We start from the raw sequence: 24,076 nt of genomic DNA, 5'->3' as shown, positions 1-24,076 counted from the left end.
ATGAGTGGGGAAAAGGACCTGGAACAGTTAAAGAAGGAAGCTGCGGAAAAAGCAAAAGCGGCCGCACTTGCAAAAATGAAAGCGAAGGAAGCTTCAACAGAAGCAGCCACTGAAAAGCCGATGACGGATGAGGAAAAAGCAAAAGCCAAGGCTGCCGCCGCTGCAAAGGCCAAAGCAGCTGCACTAGCGAAAATGAAGGAAAAAGAGCAGGCCGAAGAAGCATCGTCTAGCTCTGATGACACAGATTTAGCTAAACAAAAAGCCAAAGCGGCCGCGAAAGCGAAAGCTGCAGCAGCAGCCAAAGCAAAGGCCGCCGCACTAGCAAAACAGCAAGGCGGTGCAGAGGAAGCGCCAGCGGGAGACGACGAAAAGGCAAAAGCCATTGCCGCCGCGAAAGCGAAAGCTGCAGCAGCAGCCAAAGCAAAGGCCGCTGCACTAGCAAAACAGCAAGGTCGGGCCGAAGAAGCACCAGCGGGAGACGACGAAAAGGCAAAGGCCATCGCCGCTGCGAAAGCGAAAGCCGCAGCAGCAGCAAAAGCGAAGGCCGCCGCACTAGCAAAACAGCAGGGCGGAGCAGAAGGTACTTCAGCGGGTGATGACGAAAAGGCAAAAGCCATCGCAGCAGCTAAGGCAAAAGCCGCAGCCGCCGCGAAAGCTAAAGCAGCCGCACAAAGCGGAACCGCTGGAGATGATGAAAAAGCGAAGGCGATTGCTGCCGCAAAAGCGAAAGCTGCAGCTGCAGCCGCTGCAAGAGCCAAGGCAAAGCCGGCGGAAGAAGAGGCTCCAGAAGAACTGGTACCTTCACCAAACCAACCGTATTTGGATAAATACGTGAAGGTCATTGAAGAGCATCTGGGCAAGGATGTATTGGAAGACTTCTATATTAATAATCTGTCGAAGGACGTGCCAACTTTGGTGGCGAAGCCGGAAAACTATTATAGAATTGCTGAGTTCCTTCGCTACAATGAGCAGCTTGGCTTTAATTATTTATCAGAGTTTCATGGAGGAGATTTTGAGACGCACATGGAAGTGTATGCTCATCTTTACTCATATAATAACAGGCAATCCGTTGCGTTAAAGGTGAAGATTGATCGCGAGAAACCTGAGGTAGAGTCGCTTTCGAAGCTTTGGGCAGGTGCCAACTGGCCGGAGTGCGAAACATATGACTTACTAGGAATTCAGTTTAAAAATCATCCGAACTTATACCGAATTATGCTCGGTGATGATTGGATTGGTCACCCTCTACGCAAAGACTATGAACCATACGATGTGGAGGTGTAACGAGTGCTTCGAACGGAAGAAATGCTTTTAAACGTAGGTCCTCAGCATCCAAGTACACATGGTGTATTCCGACTGGTGTTGAAAATTGATGGAGAAATCATCAAGGAAGCAAAGCCAGTTATTGGGTACTTACACCGTGGAACGGAAAAATTAGCTGAGAATTTACAATACACTCAAATCATTCCTTACACAGACAGACTCGATTATTTAGCAGCAATGACAAACAACTATGTGCTCTGTCATGCAGTTGAAACGATGATGGATTTAAAGATTCCAGATCGAGCGGAATACCTCCGTGTTATCGCGATGGAGCTTGGTCGTGTTGCTAGTCATCTCGTTTGGTGGGGTACATACTTATTGGATATCGGGGCGGTAAGTCCGTTTCTATACGCATTCCGTGAGCGTGAAATGATTATTAATATGTTAAATGAATTATCCGGTGCGCGTCTTACGTTTAACTACATGCGGGTAGGTGGCGTAAAGTGGGATGCACCTGAGGGCTGGATTGAAAAAGTGGATGAGTTTATCCCATATATGCGTGAACAGCTGAAGGGCTATCATGACCTCGTGACGGGGAATGAAATTTTCATGAACCGAGTGAAGGGTGTGGGTCGCTACACGAAAGAAGATGCGATTAACTACTCATTAAGTGGAGCTAACCTTAGATGTACGGGAGTCAAATGGGATCTTCGTAAAGATGAGCCGTATTCGATTTATGACCGATTTGACTTTGACGTTCCTGTTCAAGAGGGTGGAGACGCTTGGGCAAGATATCATGTTCGTCTAGCGGAGCTTGAGGAATCTTTGAAAATCTTAGAACAAGCGGTCGAGCAGTTCCCGAAAGAAGGGGAAATCCTCGCGAAAGTTCCGAAGATTATTAAAGCACCAAAAGGTGAAGCTTACGTTCGTATCGAGTCACCTCGTGGAGAAATTGGATGTTACATCGCGAGTGATGGAAAAAAAGAGCCGTACCGCTTGAAGTTTAGAAGACCTTCTTTTTACAATTTGCAAATCCTTCCGAAGCTATTGGAGGGAGAAAATATAGCAAACTTAATCGCGATTTTAGGTGCAATTGATATTGTCCTAGGGGAGGTTGATGGCTAATGGTAGAGGAACTGCTGCAATCACAACCAGGACTCTTAAACTTTGGGATTTTCTTTTTACTAGCAACGGTTCTATTATTAGTGGTTTTAGGATTTGTTACGTATGCGATTTTAGCAGAAAGAAAAGTCATGGGTTTCATGCAGCTTCGTCACGGACCCAATCAGGTTGGAGGACGTTGGGGACTTTTACAAACGGTAGCTGACGTATTAAAGCTTCTATTAAAAGAAGATACGATACCGAAGCTAGCAGATCGCCCGCTCTTTATCCTTGCACCTGTCATTGCGTTTGCACCGGCATTTATGGTGCTTGCAACGATTCCGTTAACCGATCACCTTCAGTTTGCTGATATTGGTGTTGGATTATTGTACTATATTGCCATTTCAGGTTTAACCACTGTGGGAGTGGTAACAGGTGGATGGGCATCAAATAATAAGTACGCACTACTTGGTGGGATGCGTGCAGCAGCCCAAATGATTTCCTACGAAATCCCACTCGTGATGTCGGTAATTGGAGTCATCCTTTTTGCAGGCAGCTTGAATTTAAACGATATCGTCGCCGCTCAAGATGAGCAAGGCTGGTTCATTATTTGGCAACCGATAGCGTTTCTTGTGTTTATCATCGCTTCTGTTGCTGAATTAAACCGTACACCGTTTGACTTGCCAGAAGCCGAATCCGAACTAGTAGCCGGATTCCACGTTGAGTACTCAGGCTTCCGATGGGCATTCTTCATGCTCGCTGAATATGTGTACCTATTCGCAATGGCATCACTAACAACCGTACTATTTCTAGGAGGATGGCTACCACCATTCGACTTCTTAGGATTCATCCCAGGAGCCGTATGGTTCGCTCTAAAATTCAGCGTCGTCATCTTCTTCCTAGTCTGGATCCGAGTAACCTTCCCACGCCTAAGAGCAGACCAACTAATGGAATTCGGATGGAAGGTACTATTACCAGTAGCCTTGGCGAACATTTTCTTAACAGCATTGGTAAAAGAATTGCTTAAGCTTTTTTAAGATAGGAACTCAGTTGATTATACACAGTGTTGATTGGAGCGGAGGGTGCTTGACTCCTTGGGGATCAGCGTCACAGGCGAGACCCCGCAGGAGCGATAGCGACGAGGAGGCTCGGCGGACGCCCCCAGGAAAGCTAGCGCCCGGAGCGGAAATCAACACCCCAGTTTAACAGACACATTAAGGAGCTGTTTCGCCTGAAGTAGCCTTTGTTGCAAAGCAACACCAGCGAACGGAAGGTGAAATAGATCCTTTACCTAAACAAAGCCTACTTACTAGAGAGGGTGAGTCAACGTGCTTGGATTAGCAAAAGGGTTAGCCTATACACTCAAGAACCTAGCAAGAGAAAAAGTAACCTACGATTATCCAAATGAGCCGCTGCCACTTCCGGACCGGTTCCGTGGGATACAGAAGTTTTACCCCGAAAAATGTATCGTCTGTAATCAGTGTGCAGCCATTTGTCCAACCGATTGCATTCAATTGACCGGGAAAAAACACCCTGACCCTACGAAAAAAGGAAAAATCATTGATACGTATGATATCAATTTCGAAATCTGTATCCTATGTGATCTTTGTACGGAGGTATGTCCGACAGAGGCCATCATTATGACAAATAATTTTGAGCTCGCGGAATATAGCCGGGATGAGCTTTTTAAAAACCTAGAATGGTTAGATGAGAACGATGAAAATATTCGGAAGGTGAATAAAGCATGACAGTTACGGGTGAATTAATCGCATTTATGTCGCTAGCGCTCGTTGCGGTCATTGGCGGCGTTCTGTTGTTGAATTTGACGAAGGTTGTTCATATGATCGTAGCTCTTGTGTTCACCTTTGTGAGCATTGCGGGAATTTACGTGATGCTCTCTGCTGAATTTGTCGCAACGGTTCAAATACTAATCTACTCAGGCGCCATTACCATCATTATGCTATTTGGGATTATGCTTACCCGTCATAATGATACGAGCGAACCAGAGGAAGGTTGGATTCGAAAGACTCTCCTATTCATCGGTGTCCTCGGATTTGCGGTTGTGATGTATATCGGGGTGTATGACCTAGATTTGGCTTCTGGACCAAACACGCTTCATGAAAATAATACCGAGCAAATTGGGGTGGCGCTTTACTCAAAGTATGTGATTCCATTTGAAATCACATCTGTCATCTTATTAGTTGCTTTGATCGGATCGATTGTGTTAGCGAAAAAAGATGATGAAAAGGAGGCGGATAAGGAATGAGCTCAGTTCCCGTTTCAGCCTACCTCACGCTTGCGTTAATTCTATTTTGTATCGGATTGTACGGTGCATTAACGAAGCGAAATACAGTGATTGTATTAATTTCCATTGAATTGATGCTAAACGCAGTCAATATAAATCTGGTTGCCTTTAGTAAGTACGGAGCGAACCCAGGGATTACGGGTCAAGTGTTTGCATTATTTTCGATCGCTGTGGCAGCAGCGGAGGCAGCCGTTGGGTTGGCGATTTTAATTGCCCTTTACCGTAATCGAAAAACCGTTAATATGGATGAAATGAACACCTTAAAGCATTAGAAAAATATGACTCGCTTATTTACAGCGGGCCTCAATCAAACGCGCAACATAAAAAAAACCGGTGCGCGTTCTAAAAGGGGATTGTGATATTGATGGAAAATGCATGGATCATACCGCTTTTCCCGCTACTATCATTTTTGTTCCTTCTTCTGTTCGGAAAAAAGCTAAAGGAAAACAGCGCCTTTGTCGGTATTCTGCTAGTGGGTGTGTCGTTTGTTTATTCGCTTATTGTCTTATTTGCGCGTTTTACACAACCGACCTATAAAGCAGAAGGCACATGGCTTTCGATCGGAGATGTTCAACTAACAGCGGGTTTTGAAGTAAACCAGTTAAATGCGCTAATGCTCGTCATCGTATCTCTTGTTAGTTTGCTTGTACATACGTATTCAAAGGGGTATATGCATGACGATGAACGCTTTCATGTCTTTTACGCGTATTTAGGATTATTTACGTTTGCAATGCTTGGTTTAGTATTATCGCCCAACCTTTTACAAACGTATATTTTCTGGGAATTAGTCGGCGTTGGCTCTTTCCTATTAATCGGTTTCTACTTTTTTAAGGAAGACGCCAAAAAGGCTGCAAAAAAAGCCTTTATCATGACCCGTATCGGGGATGTGGGCCTTTTTATCGGGATGATTCTATTATTCTGGCAGGTAGGAAGCTTTGAATACGATGAGATTTTTGCTGCGGTAGAGGCGGGTTCGATTTCTACAAGCATGATCACATTAACGGCGATCCTAATTTTCATTGGTGCCGTTGGGAAATCAGGTCAATTTCCGCTTCACACCTGGTTACCGGATGCGATGGAAGGTCCGACGCCTGTGTCGGCATTAATCCACGCGGCAACGATGGTTGCGGCAGGGGTATATTTAGTAGCAGCTTTGTTCCCGCTTTTCACCGCGAGTGAAACCGCATTAATGACAGTAGCAGTAGTGGGGGCGATTACCGCGATCTTTGCGGCTAGCATCGGCTTAGTTCAAACCGATATCAAACGGATCCTTGCTTACTCTACGGTATCTCAGTTAGGTTATATGATGTTAGCACTTGGATCAGCTGGTTATGTGGCTGGGGTATTCCACCTGATGACACACGCGTTTTTCAAAGCGTTATTATTCTTAGCAGCAGGTAGTGTTATCCATGCCGTTCATACGCAGAACATTGAAGAAATGGGTGGCTTATGGAAAAAGCTTCGCGTCACGGGTCCATTATTTTTAGTGGGGACATTGGCGATAAGTGGAGTTCCATTATTCTCCGGGTTCTTTAGTAAAGATGAAATCTTAATTTCTGCTTGGGTTCATGGAAACACGGCATTATTTTGGTTAGCAGTGATCGCCGCCTTCTTTACGGCTTTTTATATGTTCCGCTTATTCTTCCTCGTCTTTACTGGTGAGGCTAGAAAAGAAATCAAGCAGGTACACGAGTCTCCTGCAGTAATGACACTTCCAATGGTTGTGCTTGGAGTACTAGCAGTGGTTGCTGGTTATGTGAACACACCTTGGTTTGGAACATTTTTAGGAGATTGGTTAGTGGAGGGGAATGAAGCACTTGGCCATGGTCACGTCGAAGGTCCAGCGTGGATTATGATTGTGGCAACACTTGTGTCACTTGCGGGAATTTTCATTGCTTACCTCATGTATGGGAAAAAGTCTCTGTCACGCGATTGGTTATCCAGCCGTGCACCAGTGACGTACAGTGTTTTATACAACAAATACTTTATAGATGAATTTTACGAGTTAACGATTGTGAAGTTAACCAAGTTCTTTAGCTTGTTCCTCAAGTATATTGAAGTGTTTATTGTGGAAGGAATCGTTAACCTCGTTACCCAGATTGTTCAAACGTTTGGAAAAACAGGTTCACGCGTACATAACGGTCAGGTGCAAATGTACGGAACCGTTGCCTTTGTTGGCTTAGCTGTTTTATTTGTGATTTTTGCTGTAACAGGGGGGTACTTCGGATGAATTTGATGTTAGCACTCATCGTGTTTTCCCCGTTACTTGGGATTCTCGTTTTATCATTTATACCAAAAATGCAAGAGAGTTCTATTAAGCTGGTTGGGATTCTTGCGACTTTGCCAGCAATGGTTCTTTCATTGGCTGTTTTCTCTCAATATAAAAATGGAACAGAACTGTTTGAGTACAATCTGAAATGGGACTGGATTCACTTTGGCATAAGTGAAGGAGTATTTGAAATCCCGTTTGAGTTAGGGATGGATGGCTTCTCACTGATCATGGTGGTTTTAACAAGTATTCTGTCCTTGTTAGCGGCTATTGCTTCGCTTCATATTAAAAAAGAGTGGAAGGGCTACTTCATGTTATTCCTTCTCCTTGAAGTAGGAATGCTCGGAGTATTCGTTGCTGAAAACCTAATTCTGTTCTTCTTATTCTTTGAAATCACACTCATTCCGATGTTCTTTTTAATCGGAAAATGGGGTTATCATGAAAAAGAAAAAGCAGCGTATAGCTTCCTGATTTACAATGGACTTGGTTCAGCAGTTCTACTGATTGTCATTATGGTGTTGTTCGCTCGCACAGGAACATCCAATATTGATGTGTTACAGCAATTGCTAACAGCGGATGCAGGCCATGCTCGCATTACGGACTCCGTTAAAATGGGGCTTTTACTTGCCTTGTTAGTGGCGTTTGGTGTAAAGCTACCTATTTTTCCGTTACATACATGGATGCTTCGCGTTCACGTTCAGGCTCCACCATCGATCGTTATGCTTCACTCAGGCATTCTTTTGAAAATTGGAGCATACGGGATAATTCGCTTCGGAATGGGCATTTTTCCAGAACAATTCACCTCTATCGCTTGGTTGCTTGCCACGCTCGGTGTTGTGAACTTATTGTATGGTGCGTTCCTTGCACTGGTTCAAAAGGATTTCAAGATGGTGCTCGCATACTCTTCGATTTCTCATATGGGAATTGTGTTAATCGGAGTAGGAGCACTTAATGAAGCGGGTATTCAAGGAGCGATCTTCCAAGTCGTTTCTCACGGGTTGATCTCCGCACTATTGTTCTTCTTAGTGGGAATCTTTTATGAGCGTTTCCATACGTCTCATATCGGGAAGCTTGGCGGAATGGCAAAGGGAATGCCAATCACAGCTGGTTTCTTATTAGCGGGAGCCATGGCTTCTCTTGGTTTACCGGGAATGAGTGGATTCGTAAGTGAGTTCATGGCGTTTTTAGGATTATTCGAGGCCATGCCTGTCCTTGCTGCGGTCGGCTGCTTAGGCATTATTTTAACCGCTGTGTACTTACTGCGAGCGGTTTTAGGGATAACGTTTGGAAAAGCGCATCGAGAATTCACTAGCGTATCAGATATTCGTTCTTTTGAATGGGCGCCGGTACTCGTGCTTGTCGCGTTAATTGTGTTAATTGGTGTTTACCCAAGTGTACTAAGTGAACCACTACAAGCCACACTTGAGACTATCATGCTTGGGTTAGGAGGGTGATGAAGGATGGATCTTGAACAAATGTTATCGTATCAATGGGCAATTATGACACCGGAGTTCATCATCCTTGGTATTGCAACCATCCTTTCCATCATGGACTTGTTCATGCCGAAAGACCAAGATCGAAAAATTCTTGGCTGGATTGCATTCACTGCCATTATTGCAGCGTTTGTCTCACTATTAGGATTGGTGGATTTAGAATTAACGAGTATTTTATATGATACGTTTCGCTTAGATTCGTACGCAAAAGCATTCAAGTTGTTACTGCTCCTTGGTGCAGCGCTTGTTATGCTACTTGCGATCAGCTACGAACCCAAAGAAGAGATGAAGGAGTACAAGGGAGAGTTCTATTATTTGTTTTTAACCGCTTTGCTTGGAGCAATGGTTATGACGTCGAGCGGAGACTTAATCACATTATTTGTCGGACTTGAACTTTTATCACTTTCTTCTTATATATTAGCGGGGATTCGTAAAAAGCATCTTCCATCCAATGAGTCAGCCATGAAATATGTCATCAATGGCGGAATTTCAACAGCTGTCACACTGTTTGGATTAAGCTATGTGTTTGGTTTAACCGGATCAACCAACTTAACCGAGATTACAGGTGTGTTATCAGCGAATTTTGATACACAGCAGATCTACTTGCTTGGTTTATCCTTCTTACTAGTGTTTGTTGGTTTATCGTTTAAACTGGCTTCTGTACCGTTTCATATGTGGGCACCAGATGTGTATCAAGGAGCACCAACTCCAGTTACTGCGTTTTTAAGCGTGGTGTCCAAAACAGCTGGATTCGTGATTTTGCTTCGTATTCTTTTGACTGTATACGGGGCGGCACCATCTGGTTCAAGTACGGCATCGTATCCGATGTTGATTAAGATGCAGGATTATATCGCACTGCTAGCAGGAGCAACGATGATTATCGGAAACGTCATTGCGTTACGTCAGCGCAATGTGAAACGATTATTCGCGTACTCCAGCATTGCGCATGCGGGTTACCTGTTGGTAGCAATAGCGGCTCTGTCAGCATTCATGTTTGACGCGATGTGGTTCTACTTAGGAGCTTACTTGTTTATGAATCTTGGTGCGTTTGCCATCATTCAGCTGATCAGTGGAAAATCAGATAATGAAGATATTAGTGCATTTGCTGGCCTTTATAAGCGTTCACCAATCTTGGCTGTTTCAATGGGAGTGTTCCTCCTTTCGTTAGCGGGAATTCCAGGAACAGCAGGCTTTATTGGAAAGCTGAACATCTTTATGGGAACGTTCTATGTGGATCCAGCACACTATGTGCTAGCATCGGTCATGATCGCCACGACCGTCATTTCGTACTTCTACTATTTCGGCATTTTTACACAAATGTTCTTCCGACCAGCAGCAACCGATGAAAAAATCCAACTGCCAGCTGGAATCATCGTTGTGTTAGTCACTACGGTCGCAGCAACCATTGTGTTTGGTCTATTCCCGAATTTGGCGTTTGATTTCTTGCACAATCACTTCAACGGCTTTTCGGACATGTTTCAATAGGTAATGGAAGAAAAACTAGCAAGAGTTGGGGGACTTTTGCTAGACGGTAAGATGGGGTTTTAATAGAATTAGCAAGAAGAGGGTTGGGGAACCCTCTTCTTTTTTGTGCATAGAGGTTTTTATTGTTAGGGCGTAGGGTAAAGAGTGTTTTATGACGCGTAACGGTGGTACTCCAAGCTCGAATATGTCATAAAACCATCAACTGATAAAAATCTCCTAAAAAAATGAAACTTTTCCACAACCTTACTCGTCAATAATGAGGTATGTGGTTCTGTTTCTGTTACATAAATGATACAATGAAAGGTAGGCTTGCCCAAAGACCAATTGTATAAGGGAGAGAAGGTATGGATGATCGCAGAATTTGGACATCAAGCATTAATTAGCATTTTATCGCATTTGTTTTTTATTGCACTTGCCTGGTGGGCGCTTCAGTCCATTAATTACGAAAAGCTATTAAGAGGGAACCATGTATTGCAAGCACGAGTGTTGTTTATATTTTTATCCATTGTGATTGGTTCTGCTGTTAGTAATTTTTTCCTGGATTACCTGCTTTGGTCACAACAACTACCACTACTCTTTCAAATGATTATGTAAAATATAGGTCTTCTGACATTTTTATTAACGGCTAAATTTAAGTACAATTCTCTTTGTGTGTTACTGCACAAAACCTTACATAAGACTTGTCAAAAAGTGACGACAATTCCCAAGTATGTCCTTCTGCTACCTGGTAACAATGGTAGTAAGGGGAGGAATTGTAGATGAAAAAACTTTCTTATGTCTTATTAATTATGTGCTTAACAGGTTTTGCTATTATAAACATTGGGAATAAAACGATAGTAGCTGAAGAACAGCTTGACTTACTAACACTTGCTTCTGTCGTGGAAGGGGAACAAATTCCCATCACTGGATGGTCTCTGCATGCAAGAGAGAAAGTGGACCATTTAGACAGCCTTGAGGACGTGAAGGAGTTCAGCAACGACTTGCAAAAAAAATTTCCTGAATGGTCGTGGAACGTGAATTCGAAAGCGAATATGTGGGAAGCTACAGGTATAAGCACCACTGACCATGGTCCAAAGGAAAAAATCCAAGTTTTAACAACCCTCACAAATCATCAACCTCAAACGTATATCATTTATGAGGTGAATGACGTGAAATTTTCGCAACAAACCACACAATTTCTTGAAAATGAACTACCATTGCAGCTCTCTGACATCTTTCGAGGAAAACCAACAATTTTCTCTTGTATAAAAGGCGAATTCAGTGATAAGATGAATAAGTCTTTGCCTGATACTGTTAATCGATTGCTTACACAGTTTAAGGCAGAAGAGATCGAGTCATTAGACGAAAATAATTTTGTATCATCATCGGCGTATTCGCCAATGTTGTCAGAAACCTTAACAAGCAACCAGAAAGAAATGAACTTACAAGTAGGACTTAGAACGCAAGGATTGGGCGCAAAGACTACCCTAGTAGTTGGCACACCAATCATTACGATTGAATATTAATATAGAGAAAATGGACGCGGAGGGGAATACACTTGGAAAAAATCATCGTCCGCGGCGGAAGAAGGCTTAGTGGCTCAGTGAAAGTAGAAGGCGCTAAAAATGCAGTTTTGCCTGTGATCGCCGCAACATTATTAGCAAGTGATGGAAAATGCGTAATTAAAGATGTGCCGACGCTCTCCGATGTATATACAATCAACGAAGTGTTACGCTATTTGAATGCCAATGTTGGATTTAAAGATAACACGGTGACGGTTGATGCATCTGGAGTATTAAGAGAAGAAGCACCATTTGAATATGTAAGAAAAATGAGAGCATCTGTACTAGTTATGGGTTCATTGCTAGCAAGAAATGGCCGTGCACGAGTTGCATTGCCGGGTGGCTGTGCAATTGGTTCACGTCCAATTGATCAGCATTTAAAAGGCTTTGAAGCTATGGGTGCTAAGGTAAAAGTTGGAAACGGATTTATTGAAGCCGAAGCTCCAGAAGGTCGCTTACACGGCGCAAAAGTCTATTTAGATTTCCCAAGTGTCGGTGCGACTGAAAATATTATGATGGCAGCGACTCTTGCCAATGGTACAACAGTGATGGAAAACTGTGCGAAAGAGCCAGAAATTGTGGACTTAGCTAATTTCCTTAACAAGATGGGTGCCAAGGTTAGAGGAGCAGGAACAGGTACGATTCGCATTGAAGGTGTAGATGTTCTTTTCGGTTGCGAGCATCATATTATTCCTGACCGTATCGAGGCTGGAACATTCATGGTTGCTTCCGCTATTACTGGTGGAAACGTGCTTGTAAGAGGAGCCGTTCCAGAACATTTGACCTCACTTATTGCGAAAATGGAAGAGATGGGCGTTATTATTGAAGAAGAGGCAGACGGCTTACGTGTCATTGGACCAGATAAGCTTAAAGCCGTGGATATCAAAACAATGCCACATCCAGGATTCCCAACAGATATGCAATCACAAATGATGGCATTACTTCTTAATGCAAAAGGAACTAGTATGATTACGGAGACGGTATTTGAAAACCGTTTTATGCACGTAGAAGAATTCCGTCGTATGAATGCTGATATTAAAATTGAAGGTCGTTCAGTGATTATGAATGGACCATCTAACCTGCAAGGAGCAGAGGTTGCTGCAACAGATCTACGTGCGGCTGCTGCGCTTATCTTAACAGGATTAGTCGCTGACGGCATCACTCGTGTAACAGAGCTTAAGCATTTAGACCGTGGGTATGTTGACTTCCACCAGAAGCTTGCAGCACTTGGTGCAGATATCGAGCGTGTGACAGAAGTCGTTGAAACGATTGAAAAAACATACGTTAGCGATATGAATGCTTAAATAAATGTATATTCGTAAATGTAAACCGTAGAAGTATTCCATACTCTGCGGTTTTTTACATTTTTATTACATAAAGAATGACCACCTAGAATATTGTGATGCATCCATGATGTTTTTATTCATGATATAAGAAAAAGTCATATTTGCTTGTCCAAGTCCATATGTATGAATGGAGACGGGACTACATATTCCTTGTTACCTAATGCGTACTGGAGGCACAAGCATAATGAAACTAAAACCATTTGTATTCGTATCCGCCATTCTATTCGTCGTCACACTCATGATTCCTACACTCGTCGTGCTCCCTTTTTCAGAGGGTAAGGTAAGTGGTAAACTTGGAGAGGAAACCGCTAAAGAGACGGTCGCTGAAGCACCACCAACGGGTCCGGCCGTAGAAGTTGCTGTCTATCGTACCGCATCAGAATCAGTGGAGACACTTGAACTGGATAACTATGTAACAGGCGTCGTTGCATCAGAAATGCCAGCCACGTTTGAACTGGAAGCATTGAAGGCACAAGCGCTTACTGCAAGAACCTATATCGTGAGGCAAATGATTAGCTCAGAAAAGCTTGAGGTACCTGACGGGGCACTTGTAACGGATACGGTGCAGCACCAGGTATTTAAGAACGATGAAGAGCTTAGAAAGATTTGGGGCAAGGACTACTCTTGGAAAATAGAGAAGATCCGTAAAGCGGTACAGGAAACGAGCGGTCAAATTTTAACCTATGAGGGAAGCCCAATCGATGCGACGTTCTTTTCAACAAGTAATGGGTATACGGAAAATTCCGAATCAGTTTGGCAAGGTGCACTCCCTTATTTAAAAAGTGTCGAGAGCCCTTGGGATCTGAACTCAAAGGAATTTAACGGACAAAAGGTTGTTTCCGTTTCCGACTTTGAGCGATTGTTAGGCGTGAAGGTGGGTTCAGGTGATACGATCGGAAAAGTGGTCGAGCGTACATCTAGTAACCGAGTGAGCAAGGTCGACTTTAATGGGACCGTGCTAACCGGGCAAGATATTCGTACGAAGCTGGAATTAAAATCAACAGACTTTACGTGGGAGCGAAAAGGCGACCAAATCGTGATTAATACAAAGGGATACGGCCACGGTGTTGGTATGAGCCAATACGGGGCGAATGGAATGGCACAAGAAGGAAAGAACTACGTAGATATCGCGAAGTACTACTATCAAGGAGTAGAAGTCGTATCATCAAACGATCTGCTCACGAAGATTACTGCCCAGAAATAAGCTAGAGCTTTTGCTCTAGCTTATTTTTTTTCAAAAAATAAAATCGGTTTACGAAATAATAAGCTACGGTGACACCAATAACGTCCTTTACAAGGTCAATCCATGTGGCGGAGCGGTAGGGAACGAAGGACTGGTGAATTTCATCAAGTGCCCCGTACAGGCAAGCGATGATCGCAAAGAGGAGGCTTGTCTTTTTTGTGAGCTGTCCATTTCCATATAGTGCAAGGGCGAAGAGGAGGTATAGAATTCCAAATTCGACCAGGTGTAGTGACTCTTTAATGATGCGGTCAAGGGACAAGTCGGGCAAAGCGACGAATTCATCGGCCGGAAAGCTGGATAGTGTCCAAATCAGCGCCATATATGCAAGGGGAAGGGTCCAAAGAAATTTTTTCATAAAACATTCTCCTATCATGAATAATTGTAAAAGCTTTGTCGAAAAATAAGTCTAAAAAAATTTTTTCTCACAACGTATATATTTCTCTCACATTGTTCAAACTGATTGCTGAGGTGATGATAAATGAGAGAGGAAGAAAAGAAACGATCTTCTCAAGATTCAAATGTTAAGCGCTTTTTAAAGAAAAGATGGGCATTCCCAGCAATTTATCTAGGAAGCGCAGCGATCATTTTAACCGCGGTTTTATGGTATCAAAGCAGTGCAACAGATTCAGACAAGTTTGGGTACAACAACGAGGCTACTGACGTTACAGACAAGAAGTTCAATGAGCCAGCTGTTGAAGTATCACGTACAATGGAAAACTTTGTAATGCCGGTGACAGATCCAAACAAGGTCGAAATTCAAAAGCAATTCTATGATAATAACGGCTCAACAGAACAGCAAGAAGCAGCCCTAGTATTCTACGACAATTCATACCATCCAAACACAGGTATTGATATTGTTCAAAAAGATGGGGAAGCATTCGATGTAGTTGCAGCTCTTAGCGGAACAGTGACAAAAGTGGTTGATAACGATTCTCTACTTGGTAATGTGATTGAAATTGAGCATGATAAAGGAATTGTAACACAATATCAATCAGTTAGTGACATCAAAGTAAAAGTTGGCGATGAAGTTAAGCAAGGTAAGTCAATCGCAACTGCAGGTGAAAGCCTAGTTAATGAAGAAGCTGGCGTTCACGTTCACTTTGAAATTCGCAAAGATGGAGTAGCTTTAAATCCAATTGACTATTTCCAAAAGCCTTTAAGTTCATTAAAAGAAGTAAATGTGTCTGATATGGAAAACAGCGGAAAAGATGATCCAAATGCAGTAGAAGAAGAAGAGGAAGCAACGGATGACGCAGCAGAAAAGAAAGCTGCTGAAGAAGAAGATGCGGACAAGTCTACTGAAAAAGAAGGAACAGATTCTGGTAAAGAAGAAACTCCTGGAACTGAAGAAGGAACTGACAGCACAGATAATTCTGATGCATAGGATATAGTAAGAGGAAACCCGCCTTGTGCGGGTTTTTTTTGTTGAGGAGGAGAAACTTTGTTATTAAGTGTCCACCTGAGACGGACAAAAACAAGAATTTGTCCACGGGCGGTGACAGACACCCAAGTTAGTAATTTCTTAATTATTGGAAAAATTCAAAATCTATCGTATAATATTTCGAAAGACGAAGTTTAATAGGGGGAGTTTCATTTGTCATACCTTACATATCCGTATCGATCACAGCGAATGGCGACGATTGCTAGAAATGGCATGGTGGCGACATCTCAGCCACTGGCAGCACAGGCAGGACTTGATATGTTAAAAAAGGGTGGGAATGCCGTGGATGCTGCGATTGCGACAGCAGCGTGCTTAACCGTCGTTGAACCAACGTCGAATGGCATTGGTGGCGATGCCTTTGCGCTGGTTTGGATCAAAGATAAGATGTACGGCTTAAATGGGAGCGGACCTTCCCCGCAAGGAATTTCAATTGAAAAAGTGAAAGAGCTTGGGCATGAAAAAATGCCATCGCATGGCTGGATTCCGGTAACCGTTCCTGGTGCTCCCTCTGCATGGGCGGAGCTCTCCAAACGCTTCGGACGTTTGCCATTAACGGAAGTGTTGCAACCGGCGATTGCATATGCACGAGGTGGTTACCCAGTTTCTCCAACACTTGGGAAGTATTGGGGTAGTGCCTATAACATTTATCAGAAACGCTTTGGGGAGGACGCCTCATACCAGGAATGGTTCCGCGTGTTTGCTCCAGATGGAAAGCCACCACAAATCGGGGAGATGTGGAAGTCTGAGGATCATGCCAATACTCTTCAAGAAATTGCTGAGACGAATGCAGAAAGCTTTTATCGAGGCCGATTAGCCGATGAAATCGATGCTGCTTCTAAGGCTCATGGGGGCTTTTTACGAAAAGAAGATCTTTCCGCGTACAAAGCAGAGTGGGTGGAGCCGATTTCTGTCAACTACCGCGGCTACGATGTGTGGGAAATTCCACCGAACGGTCAGGGCTTGGTTGCGCTTATGGCACTCAATATATTAAAAGGCTACGAGTTTTCGCATCGTGAAGATTTGACGGGCTTGCATTTGCAATTAGAAGCCATGAAGCAGGCATTTACCGATGGGAAAACGTATATTACGGATGCAACTACGATGAAGGCAAGTGTTTCAGATTTGCTTTCAGAGGAATTTGCTGAGCGGGCTCGTGAGAAAATCACAGAGGAGGCTCAGATCCCAGAACCAGGTACTCTTCCAAAGGGCGGGACGGTGTATTTGGCGACTGCTGATGGGGAAGGAAATATGGTTTCTTTTATCCAAAGCAATTATATGGGCTTTGGCTCTGGGATTGTCGTTCCAAACACAGGAATTGGTTTGCAAAATCGCGGCCATGATTTCTCATTAAATGTAGAAGACGAAAATGCGCTTGCTCCTGGGAAAAAGACGTATCACACGATCATTCCTGGTTTTATTTCAAAGGATGGAGAGGCTGTTGGGCCTTTTGGTGTGATGGGTGGTTATATGCAGCCACAAGGGCATGTGCAGGTAGCGATGAATATGATTGATTTTGACCTAAACCCGCAAAGTGCGCTAGATGCTCCTAGATGGCAGTGGATATCTGGAAAGAAGATCGAAGTGGAGCATGATTTTCCAAATCATTTGGTTCAGGGGCTGGCGAGAAAAGGGCATGAGATGGTTGTTGCACATGATTCTGGTGGGTTTGGTCGTGGTCAGGTGATTGTTCGTAATCCAGAGACAGGTGTGCTAACGGGAGGTACGGAAAAGCGTACGGACGGTAGCATTGCTAGTTATTAAGGGGAGACACATCTATGAAAAAGCTATTGTTAACAGGGTTTGAACCGTTTCTAAACCATCCAATCAATCCCACCGAGGAGATCGTATTGAGACTGGACGGAGCACAGATTGGTGAATACGAGGTGAAGGGAGTTCTTTTGCCAGTAGATTTTGAAAAAGCACCATTGGCGATATTGGATGCGGTTCGTGAGGTTGCCCCTGATGCGGTCCTGTCGCTCGGTCTTGCTGCGGGACGGACGGAGATAACACCGGAGCGGATTGCCATTAATTGTCGCGACGGGGAAGCGGATAATAGCGGGAGAGCTTTCGTAGATTCTAAGATCGCTGAAGAGGGTGCAGATGGCTATTTTTCTACACTTCCTATTCGGATGCTAGTGGACACCCTTCAAGAGAAAGGCTATCCTGCTAGGGTCTCGAACAGTGCGGGTACGTATTTATGCAACAATGTGATGTACACCGTTTTACATGAGTTAAAGGAGAAGCAATGGGATATTCCAGCTGGCTTTGTACATGTTCCAGCTTCCCACGAGCTTGTAATAGATGGGAAAAAAGAGATGCCAAGCTGGTCCTCCAGAGACTTGCTTGAAGCCGTTAAAATAGTGATTAAGGCACTGAGCGTGTGAGACTTCACATGCTTTTTCTATGTCACCATTTGGGTTGGGTTTTCTAATTTCAAGATAGTGTTAACTAATCTTACAAACTCCTTGGAAGAAAAAGTTTTCGACGGATGTTTTGAAAGGAAAGTATTGGTAAATCTATGTTTTTAAGGTGTATTTTCAAATTTCGACAAGCACTCTGAAAATTTACTTGCTAGTCTTACTTGACCAAGAGACGGTTTATGTAGATAATAAGTATTGAATTTTCTTAAAATTTCAGAAAAGTAAAAGTTGTTAACGCTTTCACATAAAAGGAGGCAAGAAATGATCTTTTTAAGCTTACTTCTCATCTCTGTCGTTTGTTTATTTTTTGCATTTAAAAAGAAAAGACCCTTCTTCTTAGTTATTCCATTCCTATCCATTTTCGTCTACTTCATCGTTCAAATCATCCTAGTTCCTATGCCATTCATTGATACCATCAAGTTTATCTTCAGCTTAAGTTAAAAAGGTTGATGACTTTTTCTTGCATAACCGGCGAGTAAAAGTTCATATATATTTTTCGAATAGAAAGGAGGGTTGTGTGAGAAACATCTAGAACCGCACAAGAACATCATTTTTCATGGGGGTGTAAGTGTGAAGAAAATTGATAAAGAGGTAGCCGATCGTTATTTCCGCGAAAGAACACGCAATATTATTATTTATTTTATCTTCTGGTTTCTCGTTTCCTTTGGAGTAGTCTTTTTTGCTGAGCCACTAAGTCAGTATTCAATTAATGGGTTTCCCCTTCATTACTTTATGGGAGCTCAAGGGGCAGTGATCACGTTTATCATTTTACTATTTGTAAATGCCAAGCTAAGTGACAATGTGGACAAAAAATACGGAATTGATGAGAGCAAAAATGAACAAATCAGTTCTGGAAAAGTGTTCGAGCATTAAAGGGGAATGCTCGGGGTCTCAAATAGAAAAAGCGAAATCAATCCATAGGGGGGAATACATTTGGATACACAATTCTTGGTCTCATTAACGATCATTTTAGCGACGTTTGCCCTGTATATCGGGATTGCCTTATACAACAAGGCGAAGGCAACCTCTGATTTCTATGTAGCCGGACGCGGGGTACCGCCTATTTTTAACGGGATGGCTATTGGGGCGGATTGGATGAGTGCAGCTTCATTCATTGGTATGGCAGGTACGATCATGCTACTCGGATACGATGGTCTTGCTTATATCATGGGCTGGACGGGCGGATATTTATTGCTGACGTTCTTACTTGCTCCACAGCTTCGTAAGTATGGTCGCTACACGGTTCCTGAATTTATCGGTGACCGATTTGACAGTCATACGGCTCGTGTGATTGCGGCTGTCATTACGATCATTATTTCTTTTACGTATTCAATCGGTCAGTTGTCAGGCTCTGGGGTAGTTATCGGGCGATTGTTTGAAATCGATGCAAAGCTTGGAACGATGATCGGGGTGGTGTTAATCGCCTTCTATGCAGCGTTCGGAGGAATGAAGGGGATTACATGGACGCAGGTAGCACAGTATATTATTTTAATTATTGCTTACTTGATTCCTGTTATTTTTATGAGCTTGCAAATTACAGGGAACCCGATGCCGTGGCTATCGTACGGGGAGCTTGTTGGAAAAATGGGTGAACTCGATAGGGAACTTGGCATTTCAGAATACTTTGCACCGTTTACGAACGGAACGAAGTGGCAGTTCCTGGCTCTTATGTTTACGCTTATGGCTGGAACGGCTGGACTTCCACACGTCATCGTACGTTTCTATACGGTATCCACGATGAAAGCGGCTCGTTGGTCAGGAGCTTGGGCTCTGCTATTCATCGGATTATTGTACTTATCGGCACCAGCTTATGCGGCGTTTTCACGCTTTATTTTAATGACAAAAGTGGCTGGTAGTAAAATTTCTGAGCTTCCGGAATGGACAAAAACATGGGTGGATACTGGGAAGCTTCAAGTAGCGGATGGTAATGGTGATGGCATTCTTCAATGGAGCGAGCTCGTGATTTCTAACGATATCGTTGTTATGGCCACACCTGAAATTGCGAATCTTGGTGTATTCGTCATCGGTTTGGTCGCTGCTGGTGCGATGGCAGCGGCATTATCTACAGCAGGTGGATTGATGATTGCAATCTCTTCTTCCTTTGCTCATGATATTTATTACCGTGTCTTGAAGCCAAATTCGACGGAAAAGAAACGTCTTTCTGTAGCTCGCTGGTCGATCGTTATCGCGACTTTATTTGCAGGGTTGATCGCTCTTAACCCACCAGGAGCGATCACACAGATTGTGGCTTGGGCGTTTGCGCTTGCGACAGGAACATTCTTCCCAGCACTTGTTCTTGGTGTTTGGTGGAAGCGTTCGAATGCAAAAGGAGTAATCGCAGGTCTATTAGTCGGGTTAGGTGTGACCTTAACGTATATTTTTGCTGCGAAATACGGTGGATTTACGATCTTAGGCATTATTGATACAGGAGCGGGAGTGTTTGGAGCAGCAGCGGCGTTCTTAACGAATATTATCGTTTCTTTATCAACAGAGGCTCCATCGCAGAAAATCCAAGAGGAAGTGATTGATTTACGCTATCCAGAGCAGATGGTGTATAAGAATGGCGAGGTTTGGATGAACGATGGAACCAAAGAATTATAAGGAGATCATTTTAGAGGCTGTACGGTTTCACCCCTTTTTTCAAGGGGTGGATGTCCGTATGGCCCTTTCCCTTATCGAGCTTTGCGAGCTTCGAATGTATGAAAAGCACGAAACGATGCTGAAAAAAGAGGCTCCACGTGACGGCTTGCTCCTCATCTTATCGGGAATTGCTGAAGTGTTTATAAAAAATGAGCAAGGGACGCAGGAGGAAGTACTTGAAGTAGTTCAAAAGGGGGAGTTGATTGGCATTTCGAGTTTGGCTGACTTCCTAGGTGTTTCCAAGCCGGGCAAGGAGGCAGCCACTCAAGTAGAGGTACGCGCGGTCGAACCTTGCAAAGCCCTTTATATCCCTTTTACCGTCATTGCCAAGCGGTGGGATGACCCGAATGTTCATGATTATTTATTAGCGCAGGTGAGTGTGCGGCTTAAGGACATTTATGCCTCGTTAGCGGAGCAGGTTCAGCTTGTACGTGATTTTGGAGAAAGAGATGCTTTCATGCTGCGCGTTCAAGATTTGATGACGGACCGAGTAGTGGGTGTTTCCCCGACAACAAAGGTACAAGAGGCCGCCATTCTGATGCATAAAGAGAGCACAAGCTCAGTACTTGTCATGGAAAATGGTAGGCTGGATGGAATCATTACAGAACGGGACATGGTCGAGCGAGTAATTGCGGCAGGGCGATCTTTAGATTGTGTCGCACGTGAGGTTATGACACCTGATCCAGTGACGATCTCGCGTTTCTCCTATTATTATGATGCGTTATCTTTAATCCTGTTAAAAGGAATCAAGCATTTGCCAGTCGTAGAAGGTGAAAAGCTCATCGGAGTGGTCACATTATCTGATTTATTACGGAAAAAGAACCTAAATGTGATGAAGACGATTCAAAAGATTGAGCAATGCACAGAAGAGACGATCGTTTCTGTGAAAAAAGCGATTTATGACATTCTTGGAACGCTGATTAAAGACAAGATTCCTATGTTAAAAACGTTAGAGATTGTGACTGGGTTGTACGATCGTCTAGTAAAGAGAGCGGTGGAGCTTTCCGTAGAGGCAATGGGAGAAGAGGTTCCTTGTGCGTTTGCTTTCTATCAAATGGGAAGTGCGGGCCGTGGTGAGCAGTTTTTGCTCACCGATCAGGATCATTTCCTTGTTTACGAGAAGGAGGAGTACAACGAATATTTTTCAAGATTAGGTAGGGAGATTACCAACATGCTTGAAAAAGCGGGTTATGCACGTTGTCTAGGTTTGATGATGTGTAGTGAGGGGAAATGGCGTGGGACCATTGAAGGGTGGCAAGAAAGAGTAAGAGGGTGGATACTGCAAGCGACCAATGACCATCTCCTATTAGCGCAAAACTTCTTTTCTTATCGATTTTTAACAGGATCACATACGTTGCATGAGAGATTTGAAGAGGGAATACGAGAGCTGTTACAGCGTTCCAAAATCTTTCTGTTTCGACTCTCTCAAGTGGAAAGAGAGCATGTGATTCCGACTCTGGATCAGCCGATACGTTCCATATTCAAACTTGAGCGTAAGCAATTGGATATGAAAAAGGAAGTGTTATTTGCTTATCATCATAGTTTGCAAATTCTCACTCTTTTACACGGGGGAATGTCTGGGACGTCCGTTGCCAAGATCTCTTTTTTAAAAGAGAAAGGGGTGCTGTCGGAGGTGTTTGCCAACGATTTGAAGCAGGCGGCGGAAGAGGTTCTGCGGCTGTATGTGACTCAGCGCTGGCAGCATCAAGGAAAGTCCCATATTGAGTTTGCTAGACTATCCACTCGTGAAAAAGAAGAGCTCATTCTTAGTTTAAAATCATTAAAAGAGTTGCAAAGCCAAGTGTTTGCTAACTTTACTGTATAGAAGGAGGGAAGAAATGTTTTTTTTGCGAAAATCAATCACCTGCCCGCTTCTATATCAGGAAATACCGTTATCCACTCCACTAGAAGAGCTGAAATTTGTCGTTTTTGACACGGAAACGACAGGGTTCGAAATAGCTACGTCAGACAGATTAATAGAAATTGGGGCCGTTTTAGTAGAAGGATTTAAGGTTGATGAGGCTTCTAGCTTTCAAACCTATGTGAATCCATCTCGACAAATTTCTCGGGAAATAACGGAATTGACGTCTATTTCTAATGAGCAAGTGGCTGGCGCACCGTCTGCATTTGAGGCCATTTCCGACTTCTTTTCGTATGTAAGAGAGCAGGAAACGGTGAGTCTGGTCGGGCATTATGTAAGCTTTGATGCACTGGTGTTGAAAAATGAGTTGAAACGGGAAAAGCACGGGTTAAAGGAGACTTTTACAATCGATACACTTGATCTGATCGGGTTTCTTGCTCCGTCCTATGATATGCGTGACCTGGAGAGATACGCGCGTGCGTTTGGAACAAGAATTTATGAGCGGCATAATGCGGTAGGTGATGCGAAGACTACGGCGTATTTATTTGTGGAGCTTATCCAGCAATTTCGTGATCGCGGCTATCGTACGTGGGGGGAGCTTGTGAAGGCAACTGAGAGTCAAGCGCGTTCCTTACAGTTGTAAGAGCATGGGGGTTACCCATGCTCTTTATTTTATTCCGGTTGAATGGAGACTAACGCACCGTTTTTATAGGAAAGAATGTACTCTTTACCTGATAGCTTTTGATAGGCCTCTGCCGTTCCGTAAGACACTTTTAAGGGAAGTGATCCAGTGGCTGTTTGGAACTCGACGGTAAACTTGTCGATCGCACCAACCACTTTGGCTCTTGTAGTAACGGGTGTATCGGTAATCAGTATTTTTTGCCCGATTAAGATCATTTCTGTATTCAGGCCATTTTGTCCCTTTAGTACTTCAATGGACGTACCAAAGCGCTTGGATAACCCATAGATCGTATCCCCAGGGGCAACGGTATAAAACTTTGCAAGCTGCTTTGATTTTTGTGAGATTTCCTTTTCTTTCGCTGGAATGAGTAGCGTTTGTCCGATTTTAATTGTATTGGACGTTAGACTATTTACTTTTTTTAGCTCTGAAATCGTTGTTCCGTATTTGACAGAAATCCGGTATAACGTATCACCGGAAACCACTTTATGTGATTGCACGGAAATCTCTTCGTAGTTCTCTTCTTCCTCAAGGTGAGTAGGAACCTCAAGTTTTTGGCCGATATATATTTTGTCGGAAACGAGCTTATTTTCCTTCATCAGCTCGTTTACGCTTACATTGTATTGTTTTGCAATGCGTGTAAGGGTATCACCTTTTTGAACGGTGTATATGCCTGCCTCTGTTTCTGCTATTGCAGACTTCATACCAGATCCAAATAAGGATGAAGCTGTAATCGCTGCCATCATGGTCACACCAGCCAGTTTACGACGGTTTGCCTTGGCCGCTGCTTTTCTTTCGTTTTGAATCCGTGCTTTTCTTGTATAGTCCATAATATCTCCCCAAAATGTAGTAGTAAAACCAATATTTATGTATAAATTCACCTCATTCTACGTAATATGTCCCTGGGTAGACAATAGGGAGAACCTCTCTAAAATTTCGACAGGCTTCTTCAAACCTTTCGCCTATTTTTCAACAAAAACATGAGGATTTTT

General features: G+C 43.4%; 23 protein-coding genes. 21 read left to right on the top strand and 2 right to left on the bottom strand.

The genetic code is table 11. From position 1 onward, the window contains the following. From ACFFHF_RS11305 to spoIID, 13 genes are all read left to right on the top strand, one after another. Positions 1-1,281, top strand: coding sequence for an NADH-quinone oxidoreductase subunit C (locus ACFFHF_RS11305; protein WP_377058175.1), 1,281 nt, complete (start codon positions 1-3; stop codon positions 1,279-1,281). Between the two features lie 3 nt (positions 1,282-1,284). Further along, on the top strand, positions 1,285-2,385 hold the full coding sequence (locus ACFFHF_RS11300; RefSeq protein ID WP_377058174.1) for an NADH-quinone oxidoreductase subunit D: 1,101 nt from the start codon (positions 1,285-1,287) through the stop codon (positions 2,383-2,385). Further along, positions 2,385-3,398 (top strand): NADH-quinone oxidoreductase subunit NuoH, encoded by a 1,014-nt coding sequence (gene nuoH, locus ACFFHF_RS11295; RefSeq protein ID WP_119710243.1) that lies wholly within the window; start codon positions 2,385-2,387, stop codon positions 3,396-3,398. Before ACFFHF_RS11300 ends, nuoH begins: the two co-directional genes overlap by 1 nt. A gap of 291 nt (positions 3,399-3,689) precedes the next feature. After that, on the top strand, positions 3,690-4,109 hold the full coding sequence (gene nuoI / locus ACFFHF_RS11290) for an NADH-quinone oxidoreductase subunit NuoI (RefSeq protein WP_119710242.1): 420 nt from the start codon (positions 3,690-3,692) through the stop codon (positions 4,107-4,109). Beyond that, positions 4,106-4,627 (top strand): NADH-quinone oxidoreductase subunit J, encoded by a 522-nt coding sequence (locus ACFFHF_RS11285; protein ID WP_340905916.1) that lies wholly within the window; start codon positions 4,106-4,108, stop codon positions 4,625-4,627. Before nuoI ends, ACFFHF_RS11285 begins: the two co-directional genes overlap by 4 nt. Next, positions 4,624-4,938, top strand: a complete 315-nt coding sequence (nuoK, locus tag ACFFHF_RS11280) for an NADH-quinone oxidoreductase subunit NuoK (protein ID WP_160545851.1) — start codon at positions 4,624-4,626, stop codon at positions 4,936-4,938. The genes ACFFHF_RS11285 and nuoK overlap by 4 nt, the downstream gene beginning before the upstream one ends. Positions 4,939-5,027: 89 nt before the next feature. Further along, positions 5,028-6,896, top strand: coding sequence for an NADH-quinone oxidoreductase subunit L (gene nuoL / locus ACFFHF_RS11275; protein ID WP_340905911.1), 1,869 nt, complete (start codon positions 5,028-5,030; stop codon positions 6,894-6,896). Then, the gene (locus tag ACFFHF_RS11270; protein WP_160545849.1) at positions 6,893-8,389 is read left to right on the top strand and encodes a complex I subunit 4 family protein; all 1,497 of its coding nucleotides are present in this window, start codon (positions 6,893-6,895) and stop codon (positions 8,387-8,389) included. Before nuoL ends, ACFFHF_RS11270 begins: the two co-directional genes overlap by 4 nt. Positions 8,390-8,395: 6 nt before the next feature. Further along, on the top strand, positions 8,396-9,913 hold the full coding sequence (gene nuoN / locus ACFFHF_RS11265) for an NADH-quinone oxidoreductase subunit NuoN (RefSeq protein ID WP_377058173.1): 1,518 nt from the start codon (positions 8,396-8,398) through the stop codon (positions 9,911-9,913). Between the two features lie 348 nt (positions 9,914-10,261). Beyond that, positions 10,262-10,507: a DUF1146 family protein gene (locus ACFFHF_RS11260; protein ID WP_340905905.1), complete on the top strand. Its 246-nt coding sequence runs from the start codon at positions 10,262-10,264 to the stop codon at positions 10,505-10,507. 164 nt (positions 10,508-10,671) lie between these two features. Then, positions 10,672-11,418, top strand: a complete 747-nt coding sequence (locus tag ACFFHF_RS11255) for a YwmB family TATA-box binding protein (RefSeq protein WP_377058172.1) — start codon at positions 10,672-10,674, stop codon at positions 11,416-11,418. Positions 11,419-11,450: 32 nt separating this feature from the next. Continuing rightward, positions 11,451-12,758: a UDP-N-acetylglucosamine 1-carboxyvinyltransferase gene (gene murA, locus ACFFHF_RS11250; protein ID WP_377058171.1), complete on the top strand. Its 1,308-nt coding sequence runs from the start codon at positions 11,451-11,453 to the stop codon at positions 12,756-12,758. 223 nt (positions 12,759-12,981) lie between these two features. After that, the gene (gene spoIID, locus ACFFHF_RS11245) at positions 12,982-14,004 is read left to right on the top strand and encodes a stage II sporulation protein D (RefSeq protein ID WP_377058211.1); all 1,023 of its coding nucleotides are present in this window, start codon (positions 12,982-12,984) and stop codon (positions 14,002-14,004) included. 1 nt (position 14,005) lies between these two features. Here the strand turns inward: spoIID and ACFFHF_RS11240 are convergent, their stop codons facing one another. Continuing rightward, positions 14,006-14,398 carry a VanZ family protein gene (locus tag ACFFHF_RS11240; protein ID WP_160545844.1) on the bottom strand — a complete coding sequence of 131 codons (393 nt, stop codon included), beginning with the start codon at positions 14,396-14,398 and terminating at the stop codon, positions 14,006-14,008. A 123-nt stretch (positions 14,399-14,521) separates the two neighbouring features. Between ACFFHF_RS11240 and spoIIQ the strand changes: the two genes are divergently transcribed. The 8 genes from spoIIQ to ACFFHF_RS11200 all read left to right on the top strand — a co-directional run bounded on the left by spoIIQ (position 14,522) and on the right by ACFFHF_RS11200 (position 23,048). Then, positions 14,522-15,427, top strand: coding sequence for a stage II sporulation protein SpoIIQ (gene spoIIQ / locus ACFFHF_RS11235; RefSeq protein ID WP_160545843.1), 906 nt, complete (start codon positions 14,522-14,524; stop codon positions 15,425-15,427). 210 nt (positions 15,428-15,637) lie between these two features. Then, positions 15,638-17,245 carry a gamma-glutamyltransferase family protein gene (locus tag ACFFHF_RS11230; RefSeq protein WP_377058170.1) on the top strand — a complete coding sequence of 536 codons (1,608 nt, stop codon included), beginning with the start codon at positions 15,638-15,640 and terminating at the stop codon, positions 17,243-17,245. A 14-nt stretch (positions 17,246-17,259) separates the two neighbouring features. Then, positions 17,260-17,868, top strand: a complete 609-nt coding sequence (locus ACFFHF_RS11225; RefSeq protein WP_377058169.1) for a pyroglutamyl-peptidase I — start codon at positions 17,260-17,262, stop codon at positions 17,866-17,868. Positions 17,869-18,165: 297 nt separating this feature from the next. Beyond that, a complete protein-coding gene (locus ACFFHF_RS11220) occupies positions 18,166-18,345 on the top strand; it encodes a hypothetical protein (RefSeq protein WP_160545840.1) in 180 nt (59 codons plus the stop codon). Between the two features lie 129 nt (positions 18,346-18,474). Beyond that, positions 18,475-18,777, top strand: a complete 303-nt coding sequence (locus ACFFHF_RS11215; protein WP_377058168.1) for a DUF4212 domain-containing protein — start codon at positions 18,475-18,477, stop codon at positions 18,775-18,777. Positions 18,778-18,837: 60 nt separating this feature from the next. Then, positions 18,838-20,505: a sodium:solute symporter family protein gene (locus ACFFHF_RS11210; protein WP_160545838.1), complete on the top strand. Its 1,668-nt coding sequence runs from the start codon at positions 18,838-18,840 to the stop codon at positions 20,503-20,505. Next, a complete protein-coding gene (locus tag ACFFHF_RS11205) occupies positions 20,486-22,369 on the top strand; it encodes a DUF294 nucleotidyltransferase-like domain-containing protein (protein WP_377058167.1) in 1,884 nt (627 codons plus the stop codon). The genes ACFFHF_RS11210 and ACFFHF_RS11205 overlap by 20 nt, the downstream gene beginning before the upstream one ends. Before the next feature lie 13 nt (positions 22,370-22,382). Continuing rightward, complete coding sequence (locus tag ACFFHF_RS11200) at positions 22,383-23,048, top strand: 3'-5' exonuclease (protein WP_377058166.1); 666 nt, start codon at positions 22,383-22,385, stop codon at positions 23,046-23,048. Between the two features lie 29 nt (positions 23,049-23,077). Here the strand turns inward: ACFFHF_RS11200 and ACFFHF_RS11195 are convergent, their stop codons facing one another. Continuing rightward, positions 23,078-23,914, bottom strand: coding sequence for a LysM peptidoglycan-binding domain-containing protein (locus ACFFHF_RS11195; protein ID WP_377058165.1), 837 nt, complete (start codon positions 23,912-23,914; stop codon positions 23,078-23,080). Positions 23,915-24,076: the final 162 nt, after the last annotated feature.

The sequence above is a fragment of the Robertmurraya beringensis genome, from assembly GCF_042433785.1.
Lineage (GTDB): Bacteria > Bacillota > Bacilli > Bacillales > Cytobacillaceae > Robertmurraya_A > Robertmurraya_A beringensis.
This window is presented reverse-complemented; position numbering and strand designations above follow the sequence as displayed.

Excerpts from the sequence above, each read along its gene's own strand:
- ACFFHF_RS11305 (WP_377058175.1), top strand. The coding sequence starts at position 1 with ATGAGTGGGGAAAAGGACCTGGAACAGTTAAAGAAGGAAGCTGCGGAA.
- nuoH (WP_119710243.1), top strand. The coding sequence starts at position 2,385 with ATGGTAGAGGAACTGCTGCAATCACAACCAGGACTCTTAAACTTTGGG.
- ACFFHF_RS11285 (WP_340905916.1), top strand. The coding sequence starts at position 4,106 with ATGACAGTTACGGGTGAATTAATCGCATTTATGTCGCTAGCGCTCGTT.
- nuoK (WP_160545851.1), top strand. The coding sequence starts at position 4,624 with ATGAGCTCAGTTCCCGTTTCAGCCTACCTCACGCTTGCGTTAATTCTA.
- ACFFHF_RS11270 (WP_160545849.1), top strand. The coding sequence starts at position 6,893 with ATGAATTTGATGTTAGCACTCATCGTGTTTTCCCCGTTACTTGGGATT.
- nuoN (WP_377058173.1), top strand. The coding sequence starts at position 8,396 with ATGGATCTTGAACAAATGTTATCGTATCAATGGGCAATTATGACACCG.
- ACFFHF_RS11260 (WP_340905905.1), top strand. The coding sequence starts at position 10,262 with ATGATCGCAGAATTTGGACATCAAGCATTAATTAGCATTTTATCGCAT.
- ACFFHF_RS11255 (WP_377058172.1), top strand. The coding sequence starts at position 10,672 with ATGAAAAAACTTTCTTATGTCTTATTAATTATGTGCTTAACAGGTTTT.
- ACFFHF_RS11240 (WP_160545844.1), bottom strand. The coding sequence starts at position 14,398 with ATGAAAAAATTTCTTTGGACCCTTCCCCTTGCATATATGGCGCTGATT.
- spoIIQ (WP_160545843.1), top strand. The coding sequence starts at position 14,522 with ATGAGAGAGGAAGAAAAGAAACGATCTTCTCAAGATTCAAATGTTAAG.
- ACFFHF_RS11225 (WP_377058169.1), top strand. The coding sequence starts at position 17,260 with ATGAAAAAGCTATTGTTAACAGGGTTTGAACCGTTTCTAAACCATCCA.
- ACFFHF_RS11220 (WP_160545840.1), top strand. The coding sequence starts at position 18,166 with ATGATCTTTTTAAGCTTACTTCTCATCTCTGTCGTTTGTTTATTTTTT.
- ACFFHF_RS11205 (WP_377058167.1), top strand. The coding sequence starts at position 20,486 with ATGGAACCAAAGAATTATAAGGAGATCATTTTAGAGGCTGTACGGTTT.
- ACFFHF_RS11200 (WP_377058166.1), top strand. The coding sequence starts at position 22,383 with ATGTTTTTTTTGCGAAAATCAATCACCTGCCCGCTTCTATATCAGGAA.
- ACFFHF_RS11195 (WP_377058165.1), bottom strand. The coding sequence starts at position 23,914 with ATGGACTATACAAGAAAAGCACGGATTCAAAACGAAAGAAAAGCAGCG.